The sequence below is a fragment of the Brevundimonas sanguinis genome (assembly GCF_029636725.1).
Taxonomy (GTDB): domain Bacteria; phylum Pseudomonadota; class Alphaproteobacteria; order Caulobacterales; family Caulobacteraceae; genus Brevundimonas; species Brevundimonas sanguinis.
This window is the reverse complement of the sequence record NZ_CP116770.1, coordinates 2,342,205-2,365,832: the sequence shown is the minus strand read 5'-3', so window position 1 is coordinate 2,365,832 and position 23,628 is coordinate 2,342,205. Positions and strand designations below refer to the sequence as shown.

Sequence of the window (23,628 nt, the reverse complement as noted above, 5' to 3'; positions counted from 1 at the left end):
GTCAGGCTCCTTTTAAGCGGATGGCGCCGCCGCTCTGAGGCGCGGGGCGTGCGAGCGGCGACGGCCCTGAGCCGCTGTTACGAGGGCTGGGTAAGAAGTCTCCGACGGCGGCGCTGGCGCCGCCGGCGATGCCTGCCGCTATGGCCGGGGTCTGAAGGAAGAAGATCGCGCCAAGCAGACACAGGGCGATGAAAATGAGTCCGCCGACCATCGGGTCTGAGCCCTGGATCGCACCCCACTGGTCGCGCACAAGCGAAAGGACCAGTTGAAAGATGACGATTATCAGGGCGAAGAGGACCAGATAGTTCACCGCTTGGCTCAGCCAGCCCAAGAAGAAGCGCCGGGTAGCGTCGAACAGGGCGCAGGCGATGAAGATCGGACCGAGGGTCACGAGCAGGGCTAGGGCCAGCTTGGCGACCAGCACAACGCCGAAGCCCAGGGCTGCGGCCAGGGCGCCGATGATGAAGACCGCCGCCGAGATGACGTAGGGGGCCGGATTGAAGGCCGAGGCGTCGCGGGCGATGTCCTCGCCTAACCAGGCCGCATAGGCGAAGAACTGATCGAAGGCGGCGCCGACGCTCGGAGCCTCTGCGCCGCTGACCGCGCGGGTCAGGACATTGGGCAGACCGGTGAAGAGCGGTTCGGTGACAAAGCTGGAATAGGCGGATGTGGTCGCCAAGGCGTAGATCAGGGCGAGCTTCATCGAACGGACGGCGAAATCCATCACCGGCTCGCTGATGGAGCCACGCAGGATGGCGAAGCCGTAGAGAACGACATAGAGGACAAGGGCGATCCTCAGAGGGCCCTCGACTTCGGCGATCACTGCGGACAGGCGGCTGCCGAGGAATTCGTTCAGGCGGCCGTCGATGAAGTCATAGCTTGGCTCGAAGACCCGGAAGTCCATCATCAGGGCTCCCGAACGGTCCGGGCGTCGGCGGCCATGCGTTCCCGCCGGCGGGCCTCAGCCAGACCCTGGCGGGCGACGACGCAATCGCGGGTCCTCCGGCCTGCGTCGCAGTCCGCCACAACCTTAGCGGCGCTCCCCGGCGCCTGTGCGATGCCTTCGGCGTCTCGTGGCGGTGGCGAGCAGGCCGGTAGAAGGACGCAGGCGAGAAGGACGACAGGGCGGGTCATCGGAAGGCGCGCGCATAGACCGCCTGTCGCGCCGTCCTTGCGGCTTCGGCCTGTTCGCGGGCGCGCTGTTCCTCGAGCCGGGCTTCCGCGGCATGGGTCAGGGCGAGACCCTGAAGGCGGAGCTGTTCGTTCTGGATCAGGGCCTGTTCAGCCGCGAGGCGGGCCTCGAGATCCATGACGGCGCGGGCATTGGGGGCGGCGTCCAAAGCGCGGCGCAGGCTTTCCAGGCCCTCGACTCTCCGATCGGACGCCTGGCTGACGGCCTCGCCGATGGCCAGATCTCGGGCTGTCCGGGCCCCCGACCGTTCGAGGCTGTCGCGATAATAGGTATCCGCGTCCCCTGAGGGCGGGGTGTAGAGGCGGGTCTCGCGGCGGATGGCGGCGGCGCGGTCCGCCAGATCGCCGAGCGCCGCCAGGTCTCCGTCAGCCGCCGCCCGCAGAGCCCTCAGGTCCGGCAGCGGATTGCGGACTTCGGGAAGACCGAGGACGCTCGCCAGGGCGTTGACGTCGGAGATGGCGTTCAGGCTGTCGAACAGGGCCTGACCCTGTTCGACCTGGGCCTGAAGCGCGCGAAGCTGCTGCAGGGCGGTGCGGGCGTCCTCGACCAGCCGGGCGTAGGCGGTCGGGTCGTGAACGATGTGCTGGGCCTGGACGGCCGGGGCTGAGGCCAGGAGGACGGCGCCGATCAGGGCCGCGAGCGAACGGGCGTTCATGAGACTCTCCTTCGGGCATGGAAGAGGTCGCGCCATTGGGCGTAGTCGTCGCCCGTCTCGGCGCGGATCTGGTCGAGCAGGGCGACGGTTTCGGTCCGGCCCGACAGGACCGCCAGGGCGTCGTCCATGCTGCTGAGGTCGAGCTCGACCACCAGGCTGTCGTGACCCTGCTTGACCAGGAAACAATGGGACGCGCGCGTCAGCTCGTCGCGGATCAGCCGGAACTCGGTCTCGTTTAGGCCGAAGCCGTCGACGTAGTCGCGGGCCTGGGCGTGAGCGTTGGGCAGGAAGATCTTGGTCGCGCACTGTTCCAGGACGGCGTGGGCGATGGGCGAGCGCAGGACGTCGGCGGGCGACTGGGTGCCGAACACCATCAGTGCGTTCTGCTTGCGCCAGGTCTTCAGGCCGTCCTGGGCCAGGTCTGTGAAGGCGGGATCGCCGAGGACCTTCCAAAACTCGTCGATGTCCAGGACCAGCCGGCGACCGTCCACCCGTTCGGCGATTCGGTGGAAGAGGTAGAGCATAGCCGGGGTCCGGACCTCGTCATGGTCCAGCACCCGGGTCATGTCGAAACCGGCCAGGGAAGCCTCCAGGCTGAGGGCGTCCTCCTCATTGTCGAGAACCCAGCCGAGCGGGCCCCCGCGCTGCCAGCGCTCGAGACGGGCGCCTATGCCCCCGGCGTCGCCTTGGCCCAGCAGGCTCCTCAGGGCGGTGATGGACCTCTGTTGGCGGGGGAGGGCCTCCAGCGCCGCGACGCCATGATCGATCGCCCGGGTCTCGGCAACCGTCAGGCTTTCATCCGGACGGCTGACCAGGGTCCGGACCAGGCGGACCAGGAAGGCGCGGTTATGAGACGACGGGGGCAGGGCCTTGAACGGGGCGAAGCCGGTCGGCTCGCCGTTCGTTAGCGTCAGATAGGTTCCGCCGCAGGCGCGCACGAAGATCTCTGCGCCCCGATCCTTGTCGATGAAGATTTGTTGGGCGCCGAACCGCTCCAGCTGGGCCAGCATGAAGTTCTGGACGACCGTTTTCCCAGAACCGGAAGGCCCGCAGATGAAGGTGTGGCCCAGGTCGCCGACGTGGAAGTTGAAATAGAAGGGCGATCCCGCGGTCGTCCTCAGGGCGGCCACGGCCGGCCCCCAGTGGTTTCCGGCCGCCCTGCCGACCGGATGGGAATGGAAGGGGGCGAGCGCCGCGAAATTGCGCGAGGTGATGGCCGCCGGGCGGGTGCGCCGCGTGAAGGCGCCGGGAAACTGGGACCAGAAGGCGGCTTCGAGACCGAGGTCTTCGCGCGCCACGACCAGGCCGGAATCCGCCAGTACGGCGCGCGCCTTGGACAGATGCTCCGCCAGGGCCGCGGGCGTATCGCCGTAGACCAGGACCGAAGCCTGGTGTTCGCCCATGACGAAGCGGTTGCTCGTCAGTTCGTCCAGGGCCTCCGAAAGTCCGGCGATCTGGGAGCCGGCCCTGTCGCGGGCCGAGACCATCTGGTTCTGTTTGCGCTCCATCACAGCCCGGGCGGAGGCCTTGGAGAGGAAGGCGAAAGACTGGGTGACGACAAAGCTGAAGCGGGCGCTGAGCAGGGCGTTCCACAGGCCGGGCCGGGTCGTGGCCGGATATTCCTTGATGGCCAGGACGCCGGCGTAACGGGCCGAAGCCACGTCCCGCAGTTCCAGGGTCTCCCGGCCAAAGATGGCGCGATTGGCGTAGAGGGCGCCGCCGAGGTGGCCGTAGACGATGGGGGCGGGCGATCGGCGTCCGGTCAGGACCAGGCCCATGATCTCCATGGGTTCGGAGAACCACAGGCCGTTCTTCTCATAGAGGCCGAGGCGGCGCGGGGCGTAGCGGTCCAGATACTGGGCGAGGTCGCGTCCGGCTTCCTCGATCCGGTGCAGATAGACGGTGGCGGATTCGAGGTCTTCGCCTCGCGCCTTGCCCAGACGCCGTATCAGGGCGGCTGTCTTGTTTGACGGCGTGCGGCCCGGATGCAGGACCAGGGTGACGAAGAGTTCGTTGACCCAAAGAGGCCTGTCCGCCGTCCGGGCGTTACAGGCGGCGCCCAAGTCGGCCGCGAAGGCGGAGCGATAGCCCGTGGAGGGTTCAGGCTCGATCCTGCGACGGATGAGGTGGTGCCAGACCGCGAACTGCTCGTCCGCGAGGTTTCGCCAGGCCTGGTTCAGCTTGAGGTGCCAGTCGTTGAGGTCGCGGGCGTCGGCCGTCTCGAAGCTTGCGCCCTGGATCTGGAACGTCAGCATGAGGGCGCCGCTGTCGAGGGCCACGACATGATCGCTGACGTGGCGTGCATATGGCAGGTGCGATCGGGCGTCGTTCTCGCGCTTGAGCCGGCTCTTGCTGATCCCGCCTTCAGCCACGGGTCAGCTCCGTGGCGCGGTAGCGACGGACCAGGGGCAGGGGGGAGGGCGAGCTTCCACCCCACAGGACGCTGTTTCTAGCCCGCCCCTTGGTGTCGACATAGACGAAGAGCAGGCGGAAGGCGTTGTGGTCGGCGCGGCAGACGGCGCGAAACACCATGTGCAGGGCGGGGGCGACCAGCAGGTAGAGGAGGCTGCCCCCGATAAGGAAGACCAGTCCGGAGAGGATGACATTGACCCCCATGGCCTCCATTGGAACGCCCATGACCATGGCCGGCCGGGTGCAGGCCAGGAAGAGCGGGTCCTCGGCCAGGCCTTCCTCAGCCATGATCGCCTCCGGCAAGAAGACGGACCGCGGCCAGAACAATGACCAGACCGCTCCCCAGACCGCCGACGATCTGGGCGCAACGCAGGGGAGAGATCAGCCGGCGTCCGAGCGCCAGGCCGAGGGCGAAGGCGGTCCCGGCCGCCCCGAGGGAGAGAATGGCGGGGCTCATCAGGCGCCGCCCGTGATGAGGTTGACGATCTCGGCCGCGCCGAAGACCACGATGATCCCGAGCACGACGATGGCGGCCCGCCGGAGATCAAACAGGCCGAACATCCACAGGATGCCGACCACCACCACGGCCAGGACCGCCAACAGCCGGGCGGTGTTGCCGGTGAGCATGTCGACGACGTTCTGGAGCAGGCCTTCAATATTGGCCGAGGCGAAGGCGGGCTGGACCAGCAGAAGGCTGGAGGCGCCGGCGATCAGGGCAGCGGCGAAGAGGCGCTGCGTCCTGGAAGACTGTCGGATCATTTCTGACCTCCCGAGGCGTTTCCGGTGGAAGCGAAGACCAAGCGCGCGCTCGCCTGCGCCCGTCCGAAGACGTCCCAGCCGGCGACGGGACTCTGTTCGACAGGGCTCTCCGATGCGGCGACGGGCGCCTGAGGGTGAGAGGCGCGCGGGACTTGAGCCAGGCCGAGCGTTCCGGCGGCGGCCTCGACCCGGGCGACATAGCCGTTGCGAAAGCCGCGCTCCGGATGACCCGTATTGTATCGCGACAGGGCGACCCTCAGGCTCTGCTGCGGCGTCTCGTCCGCTCGCGGCCGATAGCTGGCGCGCAGGACGTGGTCCGCGGCGGCGAGGTTGCGGCAGGGATCGAAGACGGCTTCGGGGCTCAGGCCAAGCCATTCGAGATTGTCGCTGTTGATCTGGGCCAGGCCGAGATCAAGGTTGGCGCCGCGGTCGAGCAGGCCGCGCGCGATCTGGGCGGCGTCGGCGGCGTCCCTGGCGCGTCGCGCTGGGCGTGGACCGCGATTGACGCCGATGGCCAGGGGATCGAACCGGCTTTCGGCCCATGCCACGGCGGCCAGGGTCTCCGGCGCGCTCTGTGGGGCGCAGGCCTGGGCCAGGATGAGAATGGCGGCGAGATCCAGCAAGGCGGGCTCCGAGTTGTGGAGCCTCATTCAGCCCCGCCCCAGAGGAGGCATCGACCCGGCGCCTCCCTGTCGCAGGTCTACGGTGGGGTGATGACGGGGGGCGGCGAGCCGCGCCACCGCCTGGATGCGGGTTCTCACTCCGAGCAGGCGGCAGGCGTCCGCCAGATGTTCGTCGACCGTGCGCGGCGAGAGGCCCAGGGCGGCGGCGATCCGGCTCGAGGTCAGACCCTCGGAGGCCAGGGTCAGGCACTGGCGCTGACGATCAGTCAGGGCGTCGACCGGAGCAGGGAGAGGCGACGTGGGGCGCATGAGGCCAGCACAGCCCGCCTCCCGCCCTGCGGCCAGCCCGCAACTTCCCGGCGTTGGATTCACGGACCCTGGTCGGCAGGAGGCTCGTCCTCGTCGCTCATGTCCGGCGGCACCAGCTTCTCAAGCCTCTGCTGAAGCCATATCCGCGCAGCCTCGTCGCGACGGACAGCCTGCATGGCTAGTTCGCGGAAGGCGCGGGTCACCGTATTGATGATGGTGCGGCCGTCCAGTTCGGCGATCCCGTCCCCCATGTCGTCGTCGAGGGCGTGCAAGGCGACCACCAGGATCTCGACTAGCTTGTTGTCGGCCGCCCTCAGGGCGAACTCCGGCGAGCCGAGGGCCATGGCGGTGAAGATGGCGTAGGGGTCGGAATCCGTGACCCGGGCGAAGCGATGGATGCGCTCGTGATGGACCTTGCCTTTGCCGGCCTCGAACAATTCATAGGTCCGCAGACGCATCCCCATGGCGTCCGCCACGTCGATGGTGCGCATCCGGCGGTGCGTACGGATGAGGCGGAGCGACGCCGAAAGCGTCGCGCTCTGGGATTGGCGTTTCTCCGGGCCCATCGTCCGCATTTCTCCCTGCTGACGAGGTGTGCGGACTGAACCCCAGCACCCCTGCAGGTTGAAAAATGGGCCAGTGCTGACTCAAATGAAAGTCAGGAAATAAACGGGTACCGGAAACTTGCGGGATGACGAAAATAACCTGCGGTTATTGGCCGTGTCGTCTCGCATGTCTTGGGTGCGGCGGGAGAGTGGGAGATGAGACTGCATGATCCCTATCACATGGCCCTTTCGGCCCTCTCGGGATTCGTCGGGGAGGGCCGTTTCGGGGCGGGCATGCCCATGGTGGTCACGACCCTGGCCCGCGAACTCGGCCTGAGCCCAACGCCCGTCCGGGAAGCGCTGGCCAGGCTGGCCGGGGAAGGGGTGATCGAGCACTGGCCCGGACGGGGCTATTTCGCACCGCGACTGGCTGCGAGCGATATCGTCGAGCTCTACGACTATCATCAACGCCTTATTCTCTGGGCGATTGATGCGCCAGTCGCTGCGGGCGGGCTGGCTGTAGAGCAGAAGGAAGCCTCGCTCCTTGATCGTCTCGAACGGGTGTTCGCCGGAGCGGCGGGGCGATCCGGCAACAGGGTCCTGATCCGCGCCCAGCGCCTGGCGTCAGTCCGCCTTCGTCCGGTTCGTGCGGTCGAGATGACGGTGGCTCCGGTGACACTGGGCGAGGTCGAGCGCCTCGAGGCCCTTTCCGGGAACGAGGAACTGACCGGCTTCAGGGAGGAGGTCATCCGGTATCATGAAGGACGGATGGAGACGGTCGCCAGCATCTCCGCAGCCGTCCGCCGGTCAGGCGAAAGTATAGTTTAAATATAGCTGTCAAATAGGCAGGGGCGGGTGCTTTCTCGAGATACCGGCGCATTCCGCGTCGGTCCCAGGAGGTACTGTCATGTTGAAGACCCTGTCCGGCCTGATCCGCCTCGGATCGGCCTCCGTCCATACCCGCGCCGAGGTCGGCATCCAGAAAGCTGAACTCACCCCCATCTACCGCTACGACGACCTCGGCGCCCGCGCTGACATCGTACGGCTTGGTGGAGCCGAGCAACAAACCCGGGCGGATTCTCCCCGCGGTCAGTTCGAACTGATCCCGGTCCAGCGCTGGGAAATGAACGGCGCGACTCGCTAGAACGGCTGAGGGCGTCGCTTTTCTAGCGGCGTCCTCACGGCCGAAGGGAGATGAGAGATGACGGCTGTGTTCAGACCTGATGTCCATGCTGTGGCGGTCGACGACGCCCTGATCATTCTGGATTTGATGCGGGATGAATACCTCTGCTTGCCGGGGGCGGTGGCGGACGTAGATGGTGGGATCCAGAGCGCCGAGTTGATCGCCACTCTTGACGAGGCTGGGCTCGTGACGACCGGATCGGCCCCCGAGCGGCGGCCTCTTCCCCAGCGCCCATCGGAGACGGTCATCTATCAGCGGCCTGAACAACCGCCCGCCATCGCCACGTGGCTGGCGGCGCTGCGGGCGGCGCTGGCGGTCCGCGCGATCCGGAAAGGGGCGGGGGTGGCCAGCTATCTCGCGCTCGCAGACGGGCCGGCCGGCGACCGGACGCCTGCCCGTGTCGCAGAGGCGGCGCGGGCCTTCTGGCAGATGGCGCCCTGGCTACCGATTGAGGGCGAATGCCTGGTGCGATCGGCCCTCCTGATGCGATTTCTGAACCAACGGGGGCTGGAGGCCGACTGGGTCTTTGGTGTGCGACTCTGGCCCTTCATGGCTCACTGCTGGGTCCAACTGGACGACCTCTGTCTGAACGACGATGTCGAACGCCTGACCGCCTACACGCCGATCTACAGCAGATGACGCCTTCCGAGCACGGCTATATGGTCATTCAGCGCGATGGCCTGGACCCGGCGGGTCTTGCTGTCCTGGAGGCCGGGCGTCGCGGCCTGGAGCGCGCTGGATGGCGCTCTGTGCTGGTGGTTGACGATCTGGAAGTCTTCGTCGGGCCCCGGCGTCCGCCCAGGATCCGGCTTGTCCATCGTCGCTGCATCCTGATCGGAACCTATCGTCCGCACGGCCAAGCCCTATCGGCCCTGATCGGCCGGAGCCGCAGCCCGGACGAACTCGCCCGAGCGACCGTGGCCGGCGGCTGGGGGAGATATGTGCTGGCCTGGCGGACCGACGCCGGTGACCTCGCGGTGTTGCGGGATCCGAGCGGAGCCGTCGACTGCCTGACTTGGAAGTGTGGCGGATTGTGGCTGGCGTCTGATCAGCCTCCGCCAGAGGCGGATGTCATGATGCCAGCGGTCTTGGCGATCGATTGGGACCGCCTGGGTGAGATCGCCGAGCAGCCGGGTCTGGCGAGTGATCAGCCGCCCTTGAAAGGCCTGACCGGGGTTGCGCCGGGAGAATATGCACTCATGGGCCGCACGGTCGCCCGCTATCCCGTCTGGCGACCGGCCGACATCTGGCGAACGCGTGACGTCGATCCTTCACCCGCAGCGCTTCGAAGTGTGGTGGATGAAGCCGTTGTGGCGGAAACGGATGACCATGCAAGGCTGGTCGGCGAAATTTCCGGCGGATTGGATTCTGCGATTGTATCGAGCAGCCTCGCCGCCTCCGGCCGGTCCGACCGTGCCCGCTTCGTCAACTATTATGGAGATTGGGCCGAGGGCGACGAGCGCCCCTATGCTCTGGCCAGCGCGCGAATGAGCAGCCTCTCCCTCGAGGTGGTTCGAAAGCCGGTGGCGCCGATCACGCCTGGGCTGCTAGCGCCTCTGGGGTGGGGCGTGCGTCCTGCGCTGCACGGGGTTGATGCGGCCTATGACGAGGAGATGGCGAACCGGTTGGCGGTGGCGAACGCGACGGGATTGTTGACCGGTCAGGGCGGCGACGCGGTTTTCTTTCAGGCTCCGGACCCTCAGGTGGTCGTCGACCGACGCAGGCGGAGGGGATGGCAGGGGTTCGAGCCTGGCTACTGGGCCGAGGTTGGTCGCTGGACGCGTCATTCCGCTTGGACCGTCGCTGCATTGGCTCTGGGCGGTGGGCGCGTCCGTCCCTCGGGCGCACGGCGTCATCCCTGGCTGGAGGACTGTGAAGACCTGCCGCCCGCTAAGCGGGGGCAGGTGCTTCGTCTGGCCAACTGCCAGCTGTTCTGGGGGGACTGCCGGCGCGCGAGGACAGCCGACCTCGTCCATCCCCTGCTTAGCCAGCCGGTCATGGAGCATGCTCTGGCCGTGCCCGCCGACCAACTCCTGGCGGGCGTGCGAGATCGCGGGCTGGCGCGTCTCGCCTTCGCGGATCGCTTGCCCGCCCTGATCACCGAACGGCGGGATAAGGGCGACCTGAGCGTCTTTTACGGCCACGTCGTGTTGGCGAGCCTGCCGGCGCTCCGTCCCTTCCTGATGGAGGGGCGCATGACAGAGCACCGGCTGCTCGATCCGGTTAGACTTGAACGCGACCTGTCACCTCATCGGCTGATGTGGAGCGCTGACGGCAATCGTCCGCTTGTGCTCGGAGTGCTCGAGTCCTGGGCCCGACATTGGAGTGATCGGATCGAGCGGCGTCGGCGGACCGAGATAGCGCGCCAGCCAGTCGATGATGCGGGCGTGCAGGTCCCTTAGGTTGCCTGGACTGGCGTAGGTATGTCCCTCGCCGAAATAGGTCAAAAGCCCCGCTTCCCGATTGCGACGGTAGAGGGCGCTGAAGAGGGTGCTCATGCGCTGAGTGTCGAGGTCGGACTCGATCAGCAGGGCCGGAGTGCGAATGGCCTCGGCCTGATAAAGAGGGCTGGTTTCGACGTAAGCCGCCGGCGCAGCTGCGAAATCGCCGATCGATGCTTGTCCCGTCTCGCCCCATCCAACCATGCGCCCAATGGGCACGCCTTCCTCGGGCGCGACCCGGTAGAACGGCGGAAGTTGCATGGACAAGCTCAGATCCGGATAGCCATTTGAGGCGATGACCGCGCTGAACCGATCGCTCTGGGCCACAGCGCTGAGAACGCCGTAGCCGCCGAAGCTGTGACCGATCAGGGCGACCCTCCCAGGATCGACCAGCCCGAGATCGCCGGCGGCGTCGACCGCAACGAATATTCGCTCTGCGATCCCCGCGGCCGGGCGGCTTTCGCCCGGCGCGAGCGGGAGGCTAACGACGAGGACGGCGTAGCCCGCAGCCGCGATCACGGCTGGATTGTTCTGCAACCGGGTTCCTCCGGGAAGGAGCGCCGACGGCGCGGAACGGGGGGCCGTCCCAGGATAGACCTCGACCACGACGGGCAGACGGGCGTGGGGGGCTGCGCCGGGAGGAAGGAGAAGCCAGCTTGTCAAAGGTTCGCCCGCCGGACCCGGGTGAGGCACGGGCACGATGCGCCCCCAGTCGATGTCGGACCATCCCTTATTGAGCGCGATAAGAGTTTTAATCCCCTCTGCCGATCTAAGGCGAACCTCGCTTTCGCCCTGTTTCGTCTGGCGGGTGACAAGGAAGTCAGCGTCCGGACTGGCCGCGAGGACAACCTCGTCGGGCTCCATAGGCGAGAGACAGGCTGGCGTCCCGTTGAGGCGTGACAGACAGGCCTGATCGACCAGGGTGCGCGCTCCCATATCCCGGGGCGAAGGGTTCCACCGCACTGGATTGCCCATATCGGCGATCTGCCCCTGGTCGCGAAGCTGCCCGCGCGCGAGCAGCGGGCTGTCCGGCGTGAATCCATAGACGCCGTCAGCGCGCTGGATGGCGGCGCGTCCGTTAAGCTCAACAATCCGTTCCGAGGGCTCCCGGACAGGAATAAGGTCAGAAGAGGCTGAACCGGGACTGGCCCAGACCCGGGCACCGTCAGCGGTCCGGGCCTGAACAATCGGCCGGCGGCCGTCCCAACTTGCAAGAGGAATGGCGACGCCGTCCCAGGTGCGCTGAACCCAGGGGGTTAGAGACCCCAGATCAAGCGCCCTGGCGCGTCCATTCGACGATACAGTCCAGAACCGCCCGTCCTTGTCGAAGTCGCCGCCAAGGGGACGGCCGAAGACGATGAAGGCGTCGGACGCGGGCGACCAGGTCATGAGGTACATGGCCAGATCCTGGTCGGGCAGTGGAGCGCGCACGACGCCGCTGTCGAGCGCTACGAGGCTCAGACGTCCCCGGCGGATAGGGTCGCCGACCCGGACCGGGCGATCCGGTCGGGGTTGAAGATCTTCGGCGTCTTCCAGAAGTGCAGCGTGGCGGCCGTCAGGTGAGAGCCTGAGATCAAACCACTCCCCGCGGGCCAGCATTCGCGGCGTCCTGGCGAGGATGTCCAGGACGACAAGGGTGGAGGGCTCGGCCTGGGTTCGGGACTGCCGGGTCTCGCCGCTCGGGATGTAGACGGCGCTGGCGCCATGACCGCTGGCGGCCGTGCGCCACAACTGCTCCACGCGTTTCTGGACCTTGAACCCGACCCGCATGGCGACAGGCGGATCGTGACGCGGTCGGGCGATGAAGACTAGTTCAGTGGGAGATCGCCAGGCGACAGTTTGGCCGAACTGGATCATCTCCGGAGTGAACGGCGTCCAGAGGATTTCGCCGGTGGCGAGTGTAAGCACGCCGAGCTGAAGATCGTCGGCTGTCACGCGAAACACGACCATGCGGGCGCCGTCGGGCGAGAAGGGGCCCGACAGGTGGCCGGCCTCGTGGCTGGGCGAGGCGAGGCGGATCGGCGCCTGATCCTGTGCGACGCGATGAATCTCCAGATCGGTCAACATGGCGCTGACCATGGTTGACAGATCATAGGACCCGGCTTGGTCATAGGGGCGCCGATGCTCGATCGCGACCCATTCCCCATCGGGACTGATGCGGGTCGTTCCGATGTCCTCGTGACCAAGCAGATCATCGATCGAGAAGGGGCGGGGCGTCTGGGCCGCGACCGGCCATGCCGTCGTGGTCGCCAAGGCTAGCGCGAGAAGGGAGCGCCGCATCACCAGGCCTTCGTCAGTTGCAAAGAGACGAAGCGCCCCATCACATTGGCGTTGGCGGCGTCATAGGCCACGCCCTCCGGTGCGTCATAGAAGGGCGGATCGCGGTCGAACAGGTTCTGCACCGTAAAGGTGAGACCCGTTCCGGCCAGCGGACCATGGTCGGGCGTGAAGCGGACCGCGAGGTCGGCGGTCGTCCACGAGCCGATCCGCTTCCCGATCAGGTCCCGATAGGAATTGACGAAATTAACCGAGGACGAGACGGACCAGGGGCCGCGCGACCATGAGGTTGAGCCGCGTCCGCGCAGACCGACTGGAAAGTTGGGCCGGTCTAGCTGGGAGACTGCGGCGGAGGTCGGGGTCGGCTGCGCGTCGAACCGTTCGAGCCACGTCAGGTTCAGGCCGAGATCGAAAGCATCCGCTCCCCGGCTGAAGCCGTAGTCGATATTGAGGTCGGCGCCTTGAATCTGGACGCTGGCCGTATTGACGTAGCGGGCGTCGACGATGGTCCCATAGGATGAGGCCGGAAATTGGTCGCGCAACCCGGTCGTGGGCAGATCGAGGATGGCCTGGATAGCAGCGAGATCCTTGCTGTCGGCGGGGTTCAGGGTTCTGACGAAAGGTGCGAGAGAAGGATCGCTCAACACCGTCATGATACTTTCTAGGGCAGGCTGGCCGATCCGGTTTTCGAAATCGGTCCTGAAGCCGTTCACGCCGAGACGCAGTCCGGGAACAAGGTGCGGACGGATTTCGAAGCCGAGGGTCCAGGTGTCGGCCTCTTCCGGCTGAAGGTCAGGGTTGCCGCCGTAGAGGATCATGGACAGGATCTGCTGCGAGCCGCGCGGAAGGATCGAGGGACTGGCGCTTGGCGCGTCATTGACCTCGCGCAGCGCCGGAGCCCTGAACGAGCGGCCGTAGTTGGCCTTGAGGCGCAGGGCATCGACAGGATCCCAGACGATCCCGATCTTGGGGCTGGTGGTCTGGCCGACGTCGGCATAGTCCTCTAACCGGGCTGCGAGCGAGAGCTCTAGCCGTTCAAAGCCAGCACGACTGTTGTTGGCGCCGAAGACAGGGAGGCGAACCTCGCCGAAGGCCGCCGCCACCTGTCTTTCCGTCCTGACAGCGGCGCCGACGGTAGGGGCGAGACCGCTGCTGAAGCCGGTCGACTGCCGTTTGAAGGTCTCCTCGCGGAAGGAAAGGCCCGTCGCCAGCCGGAGCGGCCCGCCCGGAAGCTCCAGGAGAGCGCCGGAAACCTGGAAATTGGCCGATGCGACGCCTGTCCGGCTGTAGGCGCGCGAGTAGCCCGAACTGATGAAGTCGAGGACGGCGGCCGTATTCACCGCCTCGTCGCCGAAGGGGTTCAGGTATCCGTCCCGCAAAGGACTGAAAGACGTGGCGGGATTGTCGGCGATCGCCCCGAGCGCTTCGCGCAGATAGGTGGACTGAAGCGCTCCGGAAGAGCCGGTCCGGCTCTCCTCCGAGGCGTAGGCGACATAGGCGTCGATCCGCCAGTCGTGGGACAGGTCGAAGGCGCCGCCCAGGCTGGCGCCCAGGCTCTCGACCTCGCCGAAGACGCGCGGCGGAGCAATCTGACCCTGGAAGGAATAGGCTATGGTATGGGAGCGGGCTCCCGTCGGCGAGACGAAAAAGGGGTTTGCGTCGGTCACCGTCAGCAGGGCGCTGATCGGAAAGGAGTGGGTTTCATAGTTGCGCTTGCCGTACCGGGCGTCGGCTGTGACCTCGAGCCGATCGCCGAGGCCCTGGCGCCAGAGGGCGTAGCCGCTGTGCCGGGTCTGCCGCGGCAGGACGTTGATGCCGGCGCGCAGGTTTTCGAGATTGACCTGCCCGGGCAGGAAGTCGTCGGGCTGAAGGCCGACGCCTGATTGACCCGGCGGTATGGCCCAGGCCGGAATATAGCCGCCTGACGCCGGATCGAAGACGACGATGTTTCCCGGATTGCTGTAGAATTGACGGCGATCAGTCCCGCCGCGCCATCGGAGATCGGAGTCGCTCGCCAGCCGCCTCTCCGTTCCGGAGAGGGCCTCGCGATCATTGTATTCATAGGTGAGCAGGGCGTTGCCGCTGCTCCAGCGACGGCCGAAGGTCTGGCCGAACTGGTATTCCCCACTGACCCCGTCGCTGGTGTTCCCGACCCGGATCCGCGTTTCCGCGCCGTCGTAGTCGTCCCGCAGGATGATGTTGACCACGCCGCCCACGGCGTCGGCGCCATAGAGGGCCGAGGCGCCGTCGAGAAGGACGTCGACCCGCCTGATCGCGGCCGTCGGAATGGAGGAGACGTCGGCGAAATCGCCCTTGGAGCCCGTGCCCGCCATGCGGCGGCCGTTGATCAGTACAAGCGTGGCGTCGCTGCCCAGACCGCGAAGATTGACGCCGTTGGCGTAGGTCGAGTTGGTCCCCGAGCGATCGGCGCCGTTGTTAAGGGCGCCCTCATTGGCGGTTCCGCCGAAGTTCTGCGGCAGCGCGGCGAGCAGCTGGGCCACGGTGGCCCGGCCCTCGCGGTCCATCTGGTCCCGGTCGATGCTGACCACGGGCGAGGGGCCGTCGCCGACACCCCGGATCAGACTGCCCGTAACGACGACGTCGTCCACCACGGTCAGTTCGTCGTCGGTCAGCCCGGCGCGCGCGTTCGGATCGTAAAGCACGTAGACGTTGGGGCGGGTCCGGCGGAACGCCAGCCCGGTGTCGCGCAGCAGCGCAGCCAGCCCCGCTTCTGCGCTATAGTCGCCCTGAAGGCCGGGAGAGGTGCGGCCCTCCACAAGGGCGGCAGGATAGAGAATCTGGAGGCGGCTCTGCTCGACGAAGACGCTCAGGGTCCGGGCGAGAGGGCCGGCGGGCGCATCATACCGCCTCACGGCGTCCGCGCCCTGGGCCCAGGCCGGCGCGACGCAGGCTAAAAGGGCGGTTGATAGTGCTGTCGTCGTCCCCAATCCGATACGCATGATCTTCCCCGTTTGCTCCTCCCGCGTGGTGCGGGACGGGCAGAGACGCCGGGAAGGCGCGGGCCCCCTAACTCCGCCTAAAGATTATTTTCCTCAGGTTATCGGCGCCTCAAGAATGATGGCGCCGTCGGCGCCCGTGGATGCTGTGACGCCGTAGAGGTCAGAAAGCGCCGCGATGAAGGCGTCGGTGTCGCCTGTGTCGAAGGCGCCGCTGACGGGAATCTGCGCGATGCCCGCGTCCTTCAGTTCGATCCGACGGTCGCTGTACCGGCTGACCTCAGCGATCGCCTCCTGGATCGGCGTCGCGGCGAAGATCAGCCGTCCCGTGGTCCAGCTGGTTTCACGGGCCGCGTCGACCGACTGGACCTGCGGACTTCTTCGGGCGGTGACGACCTGCTGGCCCGGCGTCAAGGACCAGGCGGGCTTGGACATGCCGGAGGTCCCTACGTCTATGCGGCCCTCGATCAGGGTGACCTTCGCGCCCTGGCCCAGCTTCCGGACATCGAACCGCGTGCCGACGGCGGTGACGGTGGTGTCGCCGGCGGCGACGACGAAGGGGCGGGCCGGGTCGCCCTCAACGTCGAAGAAGGCCTGTCCGGAGACCAGGATCACGGATCGGCGGTCTGAGCGCAGGCGGACCTCCACCCGGCTGTTGGTATCGAGGACGACCTGGGATCCGTCGGCCAGACGCAGGGTACGCTGCTCGCCGACGCCGGTGGCGTAGGCCTGCGGCCGGTTCAGGGTCCAGACCGAGACCAGCCCTAGGGCGGCGAGCGCCATGGCGCCGGCCGCGATCGGCTTCCACAGGCGCGACACCATGTGGCGGGCCCGCACCCTCGGCGGGGCCTGGCCCAGGGCTTCCGCCGTTAGGGCGGCTATGTCGGGATCCTCGGCAAGCGTCCGACTCGTGTCCCAGGCCTTCTCGACGCGCTCGTAGGCGCGGGCATTGTCCGGGTCTTTCCGCCATTCGAAGAAGTCGTGGATATCGGTCGTCGACACGCGCTTCTGACCGAGACGGGCGAACCATGTCGCGGCTTCGTGCCGCCGGGCGTCCCGTTCCTTATCGATCGTCATCCCGCCTATCCGTCCAGTTGCTCGACGCAGTGCTGCAACGCCTTAGACATACGCCACTCCACCGCCTTGACGCTCAACCCGCGGGCGGCGGCGATCTCAGGATAGCTCATACCGGCAAAACGGCTCAGGACGAAAACTTCACGGTAGAGGGGGGGCATGGTCAGAACCGCCTGCTTCATCATCAGCGCTTCGACTTGGTCGGCCGCCTCGCCCGGGTCGGCGGCTTCCGTAAAGGTCTCTGTCGTTCCCCGTCGTTTGCGTCGGCGGCTCTCGTCCCGGACCACGTTCATGGCGATCCGCAGGAGGAAGGCCCGGGGATGCCGGATGAGGCCTGCCGAATAGGGGGCGGCGCGGATGTAGGTTTCCTGAACCACGTCTGCGGCCTGATCCGGGTCGACGTGGGCCCGCAGCCTGCCGTCAAGCCAACGTGCATACTGGCGATAGAGGGCGTTCAGGCCCTCCAGCGCATCCGCTTTCAATTCCTTGACGTCGCTCACGTCGATCTCCCGCCTCCAGGGCGGGCCGGGAATCCCGTGGGTCTTGATCAGCCATGATCATCCGGACGCAGGACACAGCCTGCGCCAGGTACGACGACAGCTCACGCAGCAATTGCGCTTTCCAAATCCGAGTCCGCAAAGGGGATTCCAAGCCCCTGTCGGCGCCAGGGCCGACGCCCGAGCATGAATCAAACCGAATCCGGACGCAAGGCGAGGGGGTCGGGCGTTGGAATCCTCGCGGAACGAGGCCCGCTATCTGCCAACGGAGCGCTGCCCTGCCCGAAGGGCCCCCGGCTCCAGCTCCGCGCCTGTTTCGCGGCGCCCGACGCCCAATCCTTAGGCGGGCGCCGCTCCGGGTTCAACCATGTGATGGAGGCCTATTCCGCAGAGAAGTTGCGGTCTGACCGCAACTCTTAGGCGTAGAGAATCGCCGTTATCGCCGTGTACGGACGGAGCAGCAGCCGGTGGGGGGAAGGAATGGACGCCAACCTGAACAGCCAGACCGCATGGACGGTCACGCCCGGATTGAGCCCGCGCGAGCTCGAATGTCTCGCTTGGGTCAGCCAGGGCAAGAGCTCGACCGACATCGGAGCTATATTGGGCCTGTCAGCTCGCACGGTGGATAGCTATCTCGAGAAGGCAGCGTCCAAACTGGGCGTGCGTACGAGGATAGAGGCGGTGGCTGTGGGGGTGAGGCGAGGTCTCATCGAGGTGGACTAAGCGGAGGGTAGGCCTTGAGCCGCCGTTCTTCAGTCTGTTGAGGTTGACCTAGACGTGGAACTGGCCTGCAGCTGGGGCATCCGTCGAGATGGAATGCTTATGAGTTGTACGTGTAATTTTGTTCCGCCTTAGAACCTTGCTGGTTCCTCAGCAGGTCAGCAGGTAGGCGTGGTAGGCGCAAATCGGACATTGGACGTTTAGCGCATTGAGTCTATATTGGCAGTTGGTGGTGAGAATGGTTATGCGCGCATTCGAGAGATATGACCTGCAGCGGAGGGGTGCCGAGAAGGCGGCCTGCCGTCGTGCTGACGAGGCTAGGCTTGGCGAAGGCCAAGTGAGCGTGCGCGAACTCGCCGCCGCCAACAGTTTCTTTTCCCCGCTTGGTGTTTCCAGATTTGAGCTCCAGGCCGTGGGGCGCAAGAGGCTGAATTCTGTCAGCTAACGCAGACAATGACCTCGGTGCCCTTCACCTTGAGGCGGCGGAGGTTGCCAGGATACTGGAGATCGTTGCGGACGCGGAAGCGATCGTGGTGGGCGGACAGTCTGTCAATCTCTGGGTTGAGTTCTACCGAGGGGTTTTACCAGAGCTTCTCGATGATGGGCCGTTTACTAGCAAAGATATTGATTTTCTTCATAATTCCGCTGCGGAGGATGGGCTTGTCGCTGATCTCGGCGGGAAGCTAATTTTGCCTGATGGCGCGGATCATACGCCGAATGCGGCCCTGTTCGTTGGCGAGTTGAACGGGCGAGAGGTGAAGATCGACTTCATGCGCAGCGTTCTTGGTGTCAATGACGCCGAATTGCGCAGACAGTTCGTAACTATTGGAGGGAAGGACGCGCAGGGGCGGGGGATCAGCGTTCTGGTGATGCATCCTTTGCATTGTTTTCAGAGCAGGTTGGCCAATATCCACACCCTAGGCCGTAGGGATGCAGTGGCGCTACGACAAGCTCGAGCTACTGTGCAGGTTCTTCGTGTTTTCATCGACGAATTGTTGAGTAGAGGCGAATTCCGCGAAGCTCAGGATGTTCTGCGCAACTATTTTTATACGCTGAAGAAATCCTATTTCGGCAAGGCAGCGCACACTGAAATTGATCTTCACGCTGAACGCGTGCTGATGGAGTTCCAGGCCGACGAAAGGCTGGACTTGCGCTGGCGGAACAATCAGCTAGCCCGCTTTGTCGTGGATGCGGAGAAGCTGCGTGCCAGAGCTTTGCACGTCGATCCGGCGCATTGAGAGATACAGCTGGCGCTCATTGAGCGGCCGACTCCGCAGCTTCGCGGTCCCGCTCTAGAACGCCCTCCTAAGTGTCCTGACCGAGGCTGGTCTTGGTGAGGACCATCGCGCCAAGTGGAGTCAACCTGGGCTCCTCCTTCTTGATGATCGGCATCCCCTTGCCCCTCCAAGAAGTGGACGCCCAGGCACTAAGCCTGTTGGGTGCTGGAGGAGATTCAGTGCCAGTAGCTTCGCAATGCGATGATCTTCTAGCGCCTTGACTTCTTCGGCCTGAGACCTCGCCGCCATAGCAATGCGGGTTTGTTCCGCTGGGGGCAGCGATTCAAAGCCTTCGCCATAGTTGGCCCAAGGGTGCGGGGCCCCAGAGGGTCTTCGCGGATCAGGTCCCATGCGCCAGATGAAGCTATCCAGCCGGAGAAGGTCGGCCTCCGAGATCAGCCGCTGAACGCGCAGGTTTGAGCCTCAGTGGCGGTCATCACGACAGCCTTTGGGCACCGTAATTTGAATTTCGAGGGTGATGACATCGCCCGCGCGCCATTTCCGATGCGATCAAGTCTCGGGATTCTCGATTGGCTCAGCGACGAGGCCAAGGTCTATCAACTCGTTCACGATGACGGAATTCAGTTTCAAAGACCTGACATCGACGCTCCTCAGCCATTCCCGAGCCTCTCCAACTGAGAGTTCAGAGTTTGGGAACTGACTTTCCAGAGCCCCCGCTCCAATCCGAGAAAGTCCCAGCTCCATGAAGGACCAGGCCGAGCGGGTCGAAACCCCGAGTTCGAGCGCGAGCGGAAAATCGAAGATTTCGCGAATACGGGTTTCGAGGCCGCATTTACGCAGGGCGAGTGTAAGAATGTCGACGTAGGCCTTACCGAGCTGAACATACTGAAAGCGGATCACGTCTTCTATGAGATCGAATTCTTTGCGGATGACGTCATTGACGTCGAGATCACTCGGCTTGCGCTTGCGTGTGCGGGGATTTCGAGCAAGCTCTTCCTCATAGACGTTGTTTTTAGCAGTCCATTGTTTTCGTGCGCGCTTGATCGCGTCGGATAGCAGGAGGGGGTAGGGCGCGCCTTGCATCCATTTGACCGCTACCCCCGAGACTAGCGCGGGGAAGCGGTTCTCGTTGAGGTTCACAGCGCGCTGGGCGCGGTTAAAGATCGCCGTATATGCCTCGCGAGCGACCATATATTCTTCTGGGAAGCGCGGGATCAGGTCATCGGCCATCCCCGCCGAGATTTTGGCGACGAGCTCCACGTACAGGCGTTTCAGGCCGAAAGGGTCAATCGTCCAGTTGGTCGCAAGCAACGATGCTGGAAGTCCAATGGTCTCGCTCGCTGTCTCCGCTGTCTTGACGATCATGTCGAGCTCTTCTGCAGGCAGCCTGCCCAGGGAACGCGACGCGAAGGCGGCGACGTCGCCTTTGGCCGCCCGCGAGATCAAAAGACCTGCGGCGGCGCGTGTTCTTCCGGTGTCCTCTCCATTGGGAGTTTGGCGGGGCATGTCTCCTTTGAGAGCTTCGATGACGGCAGGGCCGAGATCCTCCACTGTCTTGGCGAAGGCAGGCTCGATCTTGTATCCGACGAAGCTATCCATCGGCTTTTCGGGCCATTCGTCGTAATCGACCAGGAAGACGTTTCCGACGATGTCGGCCTTCATCCGGCCGGCGCGGCCGGCGAAGTTCCAGAGTGCGGCGGGGTCGAGCTTGGCGTTAACCCCACGAGTCGGCGTATCGATGAACACATTTCGGGCCGGCAAGTTGACCCCCTGAAAGAGAGTCGTGGTGCAGGCGAGGAAGCGTAGCGCACCGGTCTTGAATGCCCCTTCGATCGATTCGCGAAGGAGCGACGGCATCCGGCCGTAGTGGAAGGCCACGCCCCGGCGGACCAGTTTCGCCAGAGCATACTCCTTATGAATATGCCGCTCGATGAACTCGGCGAGCTCATTCAACTGATCCAGATCGAGGGGGCGACTGTCATGGAACAACTGCAACGCTACGGTTTCGGCGTCCTTGGGACCGGTCGCATAAACGAGCGAACCGCCGGTCGCGCCAAGTTCCAGCGCCACCGCCGCGAGGCGGGTCGATGGAGTGTCGAAACCGCGTGCGCTGCGCAGTAAGCCCAATGGCACCGGACCGGACGCCGTCAAAAGGCGCAGATTGAGCGTTCTCGGCTCGTTCGCCTTGCTGACGAGAATTCGATTCTGGATCACGGAGGGGAGAAGTGAAACGGCGGCTTCGAAGGCTTTGAGGCCTATTAGACGGGCGACATCCTCGAACCCCTGGGCGCCTGGCGCTAAGAGTACAAGGCGCGTGTCAAGCGCGCGGCCGAACGCCTGTTCTAGGCATTCCTGCAGGATCATTCCGCGCGCGCCGTCGGAAAGGTTTTGAGCCTCGTCCACGACCACGAGATCGAACACGATGCTCGAAACGGCGAGCAGCACCTGCAGCCGTTCCTGTGTGAGGATGAAGACCTGTCGGGCCGGGTGGCTCGGATCGATCGTCGGGACGGTCGATACCCGGATGGAAGGATCGCCCGAGAGGCGCTTCTGGATGGCACCATAGACTTCGGAGAGAAGCGCGCGCGTGGGGGCGACATAGACGGCGCAATAGGTCTTAGCCTGTTCGATCGTCCGGCACATGTGCTCAATCACGAGGAAGGACTTGCCGGCAGAGGTCGGCGCCGAGACCGCAACGGCGTCGGCATGGTGGAGCCGATCCCAGGCGCGCTTCTGAAAGTCCGTCAGGGCGATTCTCTGGTCGCCGACGGTAATGCTGTTGATTTCTCGAGAGATCGCACCCCGAAGCGCCTGTCTCAAAGACTGGTCAGGAGTGAACCGCTGTTCGGCATACGTAAGGGCGGGGAAGTTGCCCAGGTCGGTGAGCAGGCGCAGGCTGGCATCTACAGGAACCTCTGCGTCGCCAATAAGAAGGGCGCCGAGCGCGATGGACTGGGCCGTCGCGCGCAAACGCTCATCGTCGGTCTGCAGGAATACGCCGGCGCAGTAGAGCAGCCGTCGGATTTCGGTGGCGTTGATGGGCGCTGCGCCGAGGTCGGTGCGTACCTCATCTCGTTCTAGAGGGTGATCCAGGGTGGCACTGGCGGCGCTGACCTGGAGACGATCAAGGTCGGCTTGGAAGCTGGCGCGGCCACGTATCCGTTTGGCGAGTTCCAGGGCGAAACTCATAGGACTTCACCGCTCGCGTCATAGTCAGACAGTTCGACTTCGTCGTCTTCGTCTTCGTCTTCGGGCTCGTCCGTAATGTCATCCTGATCCGGCGCGTCCACGCCCATCGCCCGGTAGAAGGCGCGCCTTAGATCGTTCACGTCGGGCACGGCGACAAAGAAGACGACGCTCTTGTTGGGATTTGCGCCTGCGGAGAGGATATGTTTGTTCGCGCGCCCCTTGTGGAGGCCGTGCTCGGCTTTCAGCAGGCCGGCGAAATGAGTCTCATGGGCCGAGACCGGCCCTTCGGTGACCGGGATTTTGTCGTTGAAGAGCCGGCGTTCGGAGTAGCAGATCACGCCGACGTAACGCTCGCGCCGAGGGGCGTCAGGATTGTCCTGAACATCGAAGAACGCGAGCGCAGCCTCCCGTGCCGCACCGGTCAGGGAGTCGAAGTTCCCGAGGTCGGAGACGATCTGATACTCCTTCAGATACTGCTTTCTATCCGATGAGAACGCCGCAGATGATTTTGCAAATTCCCTGACGCCGGAGTTGGCGCTGCCAGCCAGCTTTGATTCCAGGAAATAGACCGTCATCTCGCCGTTTTCGAAGATCGCATGGATACCATCCAGACCGTGGATCGGCATGTTGTAGGAGGTCTTCAACGCCATTTTCGCGGCGACTTGCGCGGCAGACAGCTGGTCCTGAGCGACGCAGTAGGCCATCACCTCGCCGACTTCGCTCGCCCGTGAGGGGTGCTTCTTGTTGAACTCGATGAACGTGTTTCGAACCGCCTGGTTGACGCGTGCAGTGACCGCAAAATCCTCGGCGATAGCTTCCTGAAATTCGAGACGACGCTTTCTCGGTAGGGCGTAAAACATGCACTGTGCCCAGAGAAACTCGCCGAGCGCATCTATCTGCGGACTGTCCTCGCTGAAGCGGACATGCAGCAAGCCGGTTCTGGGACCCTCGGTCGCCGAGGGGTCGCTGTGCCCCACGACGCACGACACGAGCTTGTCAAACTTCGAGGGGTTGAGCAGCGCTGCCATCGCCTCCGACAGCTCAGATCCTTCTATGTCGTCCACGTCCAGCCTTCATTGTGATGCCGATTTGCAACCTTAGGGCGATGAATGGATTCGAGAAACAGCGATTCTCGGATGGCTTCCATCGCGCCTAGATCGCTGTTCCTTGCTGCCGGAGGATGGCGACAGATCCATAATATTTTGCGCGAGCATTTAGGGTCTGGGGGGCCTGCATTCGTCTCTCCACCCGTCGCCTGTAAGGCGATGTTTCCAGTGGAGTTTTTGTGCGCAGTTCAAAGCTTGTCGGTTCCCCTACAAGTCGCGGGGAGGAGTAAAGGCGGGACTCGGGAGCGCATTCAAATACGGCTTTTGACTCAACGCGGCCTTTCGCAACGTCCGCTCTCGAACAGCAACCGAATTCGCAGTTCTGACTCCGGGCGGCCGTTCCAAACGTCTGTTTTGCAGGTGATGCACCGCACCGGCGAGTGTGTTCTGAACCGGCATCAGCTCGATCGACATGGACCACAAGACGCAAACTCCTAAACGCGCTTGCCCG

20 protein-coding genes and 1 pseudogene are annotated in these 23,628 nt (G+C 64.8%); 6 read left to right on the top strand and 15 right to left on the bottom strand.

The window, feature by feature from the left end:
• Window position 1: 1 nt before the first annotated feature.
• The 9 genes from PIB44_RS11690 to PIB44_RS11650 form a co-directional block, all read right to left on the bottom strand.
• Complete coding sequence (locus tag PIB44_RS11690; RefSeq protein WP_278069508.1) at window positions 2-907, bottom strand: TrbL/VirB6 family protein; 906 nt, start codon at window positions 905-907, stop codon at window positions 2-4.
• Window positions 908-1,130: 223 nt separating this feature from the next.
• Window positions 1,131-1,847 (bottom strand): type IV secretion system protein, encoded by a 717-nt coding sequence (locus tag PIB44_RS11685; RefSeq protein WP_278069507.1) that lies wholly within the window; start codon window positions 1,845-1,847, stop codon window positions 1,131-1,133.
• Entirely contained in the window at window positions 1,844-4,219 is a 2,376-nt protein-coding gene (locus PIB44_RS11680) for a VirB4 family type IV secretion/conjugal transfer ATPase (protein WP_278069506.1), read from the bottom strand. Before PIB44_RS11680 ends, PIB44_RS11685 begins: the two co-directional genes overlap by 4 nt.
• Window positions 4,212-4,547 (bottom strand): VirB3 family type IV secretion system protein, encoded by a 336-nt coding sequence (locus tag PIB44_RS11675; RefSeq protein WP_278069505.1) that lies wholly within the window; start codon window positions 4,545-4,547, stop codon window positions 4,212-4,214. The genes PIB44_RS11680 and PIB44_RS11675 overlap by 8 nt, the downstream gene beginning before the upstream one ends.
• The gene (locus PIB44_RS11670) at window positions 4,540-4,716 is read right to left on the bottom strand and encodes a hypothetical protein (RefSeq protein WP_278069504.1); all 177 of its coding nucleotides are present in this window, start codon (window positions 4,714-4,716) and stop codon (window positions 4,540-4,542) included. Before PIB44_RS11670 ends, PIB44_RS11675 begins: the two co-directional genes overlap by 8 nt.
• Window positions 4,716-5,018 carry a TrbC/VirB2 family protein gene (locus PIB44_RS11665; protein ID WP_076223328.1) on the bottom strand — a complete coding sequence of 101 codons (303 nt, stop codon included), beginning with the start codon at window positions 5,016-5,018 and terminating at the stop codon, window positions 4,716-4,718. The genes PIB44_RS11670 and PIB44_RS11665 overlap by 1 nt, the downstream gene beginning before the upstream one ends.
• Complete coding sequence (locus PIB44_RS11660) at window positions 5,015-5,668, bottom strand: lytic transglycosylase domain-containing protein (RefSeq protein WP_278069503.1); 654 nt, start codon at window positions 5,666-5,668, stop codon at window positions 5,015-5,017. The genes PIB44_RS11665 and PIB44_RS11660 overlap by 4 nt, the downstream gene beginning before the upstream one ends.
• Window positions 5,669-5,950: a helix-turn-helix domain-containing protein gene (locus PIB44_RS11655; RefSeq protein ID WP_278069502.1), complete on the bottom strand. Its 282-nt coding sequence runs from the start codon at window positions 5,948-5,950 to the stop codon at window positions 5,669-5,671.
• Window positions 5,951-6,009: 59 nt separating this feature from the next.
• Window positions 6,010-6,441 carry a hypothetical protein gene (locus PIB44_RS11650; RefSeq protein ID WP_227157838.1) on the bottom strand — a complete coding sequence of 144 codons (432 nt, stop codon included), beginning with the start codon at window positions 6,439-6,441 and terminating at the stop codon, window positions 6,010-6,012.
• 270 nt (window positions 6,442-6,711) lie between these two features.
• On the opposite strand from PIB44_RS11650, the gene PIB44_RS11645 reads away from it, so the two are divergent.
• From PIB44_RS11645 to PIB44_RS11630, 4 genes are all read left to right on the top strand, one after another.
• Complete coding sequence (locus PIB44_RS11645; protein WP_278069501.1) at window positions 6,712-7,323, top strand: GntR family transcriptional regulator; 612 nt, start codon at window positions 6,712-6,714, stop codon at window positions 7,321-7,323.
• A gap of 79 nt (window positions 7,324-7,402) precedes the next feature.
• Complete coding sequence (locus PIB44_RS11640) at window positions 7,403-7,639, top strand: hypothetical protein (protein ID WP_076223319.1); 237 nt, start codon at window positions 7,403-7,405, stop codon at window positions 7,637-7,639.
• Window positions 7,640-7,696: 57 nt separating this feature from the next.
• Window positions 7,697-8,317, top strand: a complete 621-nt coding sequence (locus PIB44_RS11635; RefSeq protein WP_278069500.1) for a lasso peptide biosynthesis B2 protein — start codon at window positions 7,697-7,699, stop codon at window positions 8,315-8,317.
• On the top strand, window positions 8,314-10,080 hold the full coding sequence (locus tag PIB44_RS11630) for an asparagine synthase-related protein (protein ID WP_278069499.1): 1,767 nt from the start codon (window positions 8,314-8,316) through the stop codon (window positions 10,078-10,080). Before PIB44_RS11635 ends, PIB44_RS11630 begins: the two co-directional genes overlap by 4 nt.
• A 9-nt stretch (window positions 10,081-10,089) precedes the next feature.
• On the opposite strand, the pseudogene PIB44_RS11625 reads toward PIB44_RS11630, so the two are convergent.
• From PIB44_RS11625 to PIB44_RS11610, 4 genes and pseudogenes are all read right to left on the bottom strand, one after another.
• A pseudogene (locus PIB44_RS11625) lies at window positions 10,090-10,983 on the bottom strand (alpha/beta hydrolase family protein); the annotation flags it as partial.
• A 1,415-nt stretch (window positions 10,984-12,398) separates the two neighbouring features.
• Window positions 12,399-15,356, bottom strand: a complete 2,958-nt coding sequence (locus tag PIB44_RS11620) for a TonB-dependent receptor (protein ID WP_278069498.1) — start codon at window positions 15,354-15,356, stop codon at window positions 12,399-12,401.
• 93 nt (window positions 15,357-15,449) lie between these two features.
• Window positions 15,450-16,430, bottom strand: coding sequence for a FecR family protein (locus PIB44_RS11615; protein WP_278069497.1), 981 nt, complete (start codon window positions 16,428-16,430; stop codon window positions 15,450-15,452).
• A 5-nt stretch (window positions 16,431-16,435) separates the two neighbouring features.
• Window positions 16,436-16,927: an RNA polymerase sigma factor gene (locus tag PIB44_RS11610; RefSeq protein ID WP_227157844.1), complete on the bottom strand. Its 492-nt coding sequence runs from the start codon at window positions 16,925-16,927 to the stop codon at window positions 16,436-16,438.
• Window positions 16,928-17,404: 477 nt separating this feature from the next.
• Here PIB44_RS11610 and PIB44_RS11605 point away from each other — a divergent pair, with 477 nt between their 5' ends.
• Both PIB44_RS11605 and PIB44_RS11600 read left to right on the top strand, forming a co-directional pair.
• Window positions 17,405-17,647, top strand: a complete 243-nt coding sequence (locus PIB44_RS11605; RefSeq protein WP_191742434.1) for a response regulator transcription factor — start codon at window positions 17,405-17,407, stop codon at window positions 17,645-17,647.
• 527 nt (window positions 17,648-18,174) lie between these two features.
• Window positions 18,175-18,882 carry a hypothetical protein gene (locus PIB44_RS11600; RefSeq protein ID WP_278069496.1) on the top strand — a complete coding sequence of 236 codons (708 nt, stop codon included), beginning with the start codon at window positions 18,175-18,177 and terminating at the stop codon, window positions 18,880-18,882.
• A gap of 549 nt (window positions 18,883-19,431) precedes the next feature.
• Here the strand turns inward: PIB44_RS11600 and PIB44_RS11595 are convergent.
• Window positions 19,432-22,071, bottom strand: coding sequence for a DEAD/DEAH box helicase (locus PIB44_RS11595; protein ID WP_278069495.1), 2,640 nt, complete (start codon window positions 22,069-22,071; stop codon window positions 19,432-19,434).
• Window positions 22,068-23,135: a HamA C-terminal domain-containing protein gene (locus PIB44_RS11590; protein WP_278069494.1), complete on the bottom strand. Its 1,068-nt coding sequence runs from the start codon at window positions 23,133-23,135 to the stop codon at window positions 22,068-22,070. The genes PIB44_RS11595 and PIB44_RS11590 overlap by 4 nt, the downstream gene beginning before the upstream one ends.
• Between the last annotated feature and the right edge of the window lie 493 nt (window positions 23,136-23,628).

What these genes read in the sequence shown, in the direction of transcription:
- PIB44_RS11690 (WP_278069508.1), bottom strand. Translation starts at nt 907, where the DNA reads ATGATGGACTTCCGGGTCTTCGAGCCAAGCTATGACTTCATCGACGGC.
- PIB44_RS11685 (WP_278069507.1), bottom strand. Translation starts at nt 1,847, where the DNA reads ATGAACGCCCGTTCGCTCGCGGCCCTGATCGGCGCCGTCCTCCTGGCC.
- PIB44_RS11675 (WP_278069505.1), bottom strand. Translation starts at nt 4,547, where the DNA reads ATGGCTGAGGAAGGCCTGGCCGAGGACCCGCTCTTCCTGGCCTGCACC.
- PIB44_RS11670 (WP_278069504.1), bottom strand. Translation starts at nt 4,716, where the DNA reads ATGAGCCCCGCCATTCTCTCCCTCGGGGCGGCCGGGACCGCCTTCGCC.
- PIB44_RS11665 (WP_076223328.1), bottom strand. Translation starts at nt 5,018, where the DNA reads ATGATCCGACAGTCTTCCAGGACGCAGCGCCTCTTCGCCGCTGCCCTG.
- PIB44_RS11660 (WP_278069503.1), bottom strand. Translation starts at nt 5,668, where the DNA reads ATGAGGCTCCACAACTCGGAGCCCGCCTTGCTGGATCTCGCCGCCATT.
- PIB44_RS11655 (WP_278069502.1), bottom strand. Translation starts at nt 5,950, where the DNA reads ATGCGCCCCACGTCGCCTCTCCCTGCTCCGGTCGACGCCCTGACTGAT.
- PIB44_RS11650 (WP_227157838.1), bottom strand. Translation starts at nt 6,441, where the DNA reads ATGCGCACCATCGACGTGGCGGACGCCATGGGGATGCGTCTGCGGACC.
- PIB44_RS11645 (WP_278069501.1), top strand. Translation starts at nt 6,712, where the DNA reads ATGAGACTGCATGATCCCTATCACATGGCCCTTTCGGCCCTCTCGGGA.
- PIB44_RS11640 (WP_076223319.1), top strand. Translation starts at nt 7,403, where the DNA reads ATGTTGAAGACCCTGTCCGGCCTGATCCGCCTCGGATCGGCCTCCGTC.
- PIB44_RS11635 (WP_278069500.1), top strand. Translation starts at nt 7,697, where the DNA reads ATGACGGCTGTGTTCAGACCTGATGTCCATGCTGTGGCGGTCGACGAC.
- PIB44_RS11630 (WP_278069499.1), top strand. Translation starts at nt 8,314, where the DNA reads ATGACGCCTTCCGAGCACGGCTATATGGTCATTCAGCGCGATGGCCTG.
- PIB44_RS11620 (WP_278069498.1), bottom strand. Translation starts at nt 15,356, where the DNA reads ATGCGTATCGGATTGGGGACGACGACAGCACTATCAACCGCCCTTTTA.
- PIB44_RS11615 (WP_278069497.1), bottom strand. Translation starts at nt 16,430, where the DNA reads ATGACGATCGATAAGGAACGGGACGCCCGGCGGCACGAAGCCGCGACA.
- PIB44_RS11605 (WP_191742434.1), top strand. Translation starts at nt 17,405, where the DNA reads ATGGACGCCAACCTGAACAGCCAGACCGCATGGACGGTCACGCCCGGA.
- PIB44_RS11595 (WP_278069495.1), bottom strand. Translation starts at nt 22,071, where the DNA reads ATGAGTTTCGCCCTGGAACTCGCCAAACGGATACGTGGCCGCGCCAGC.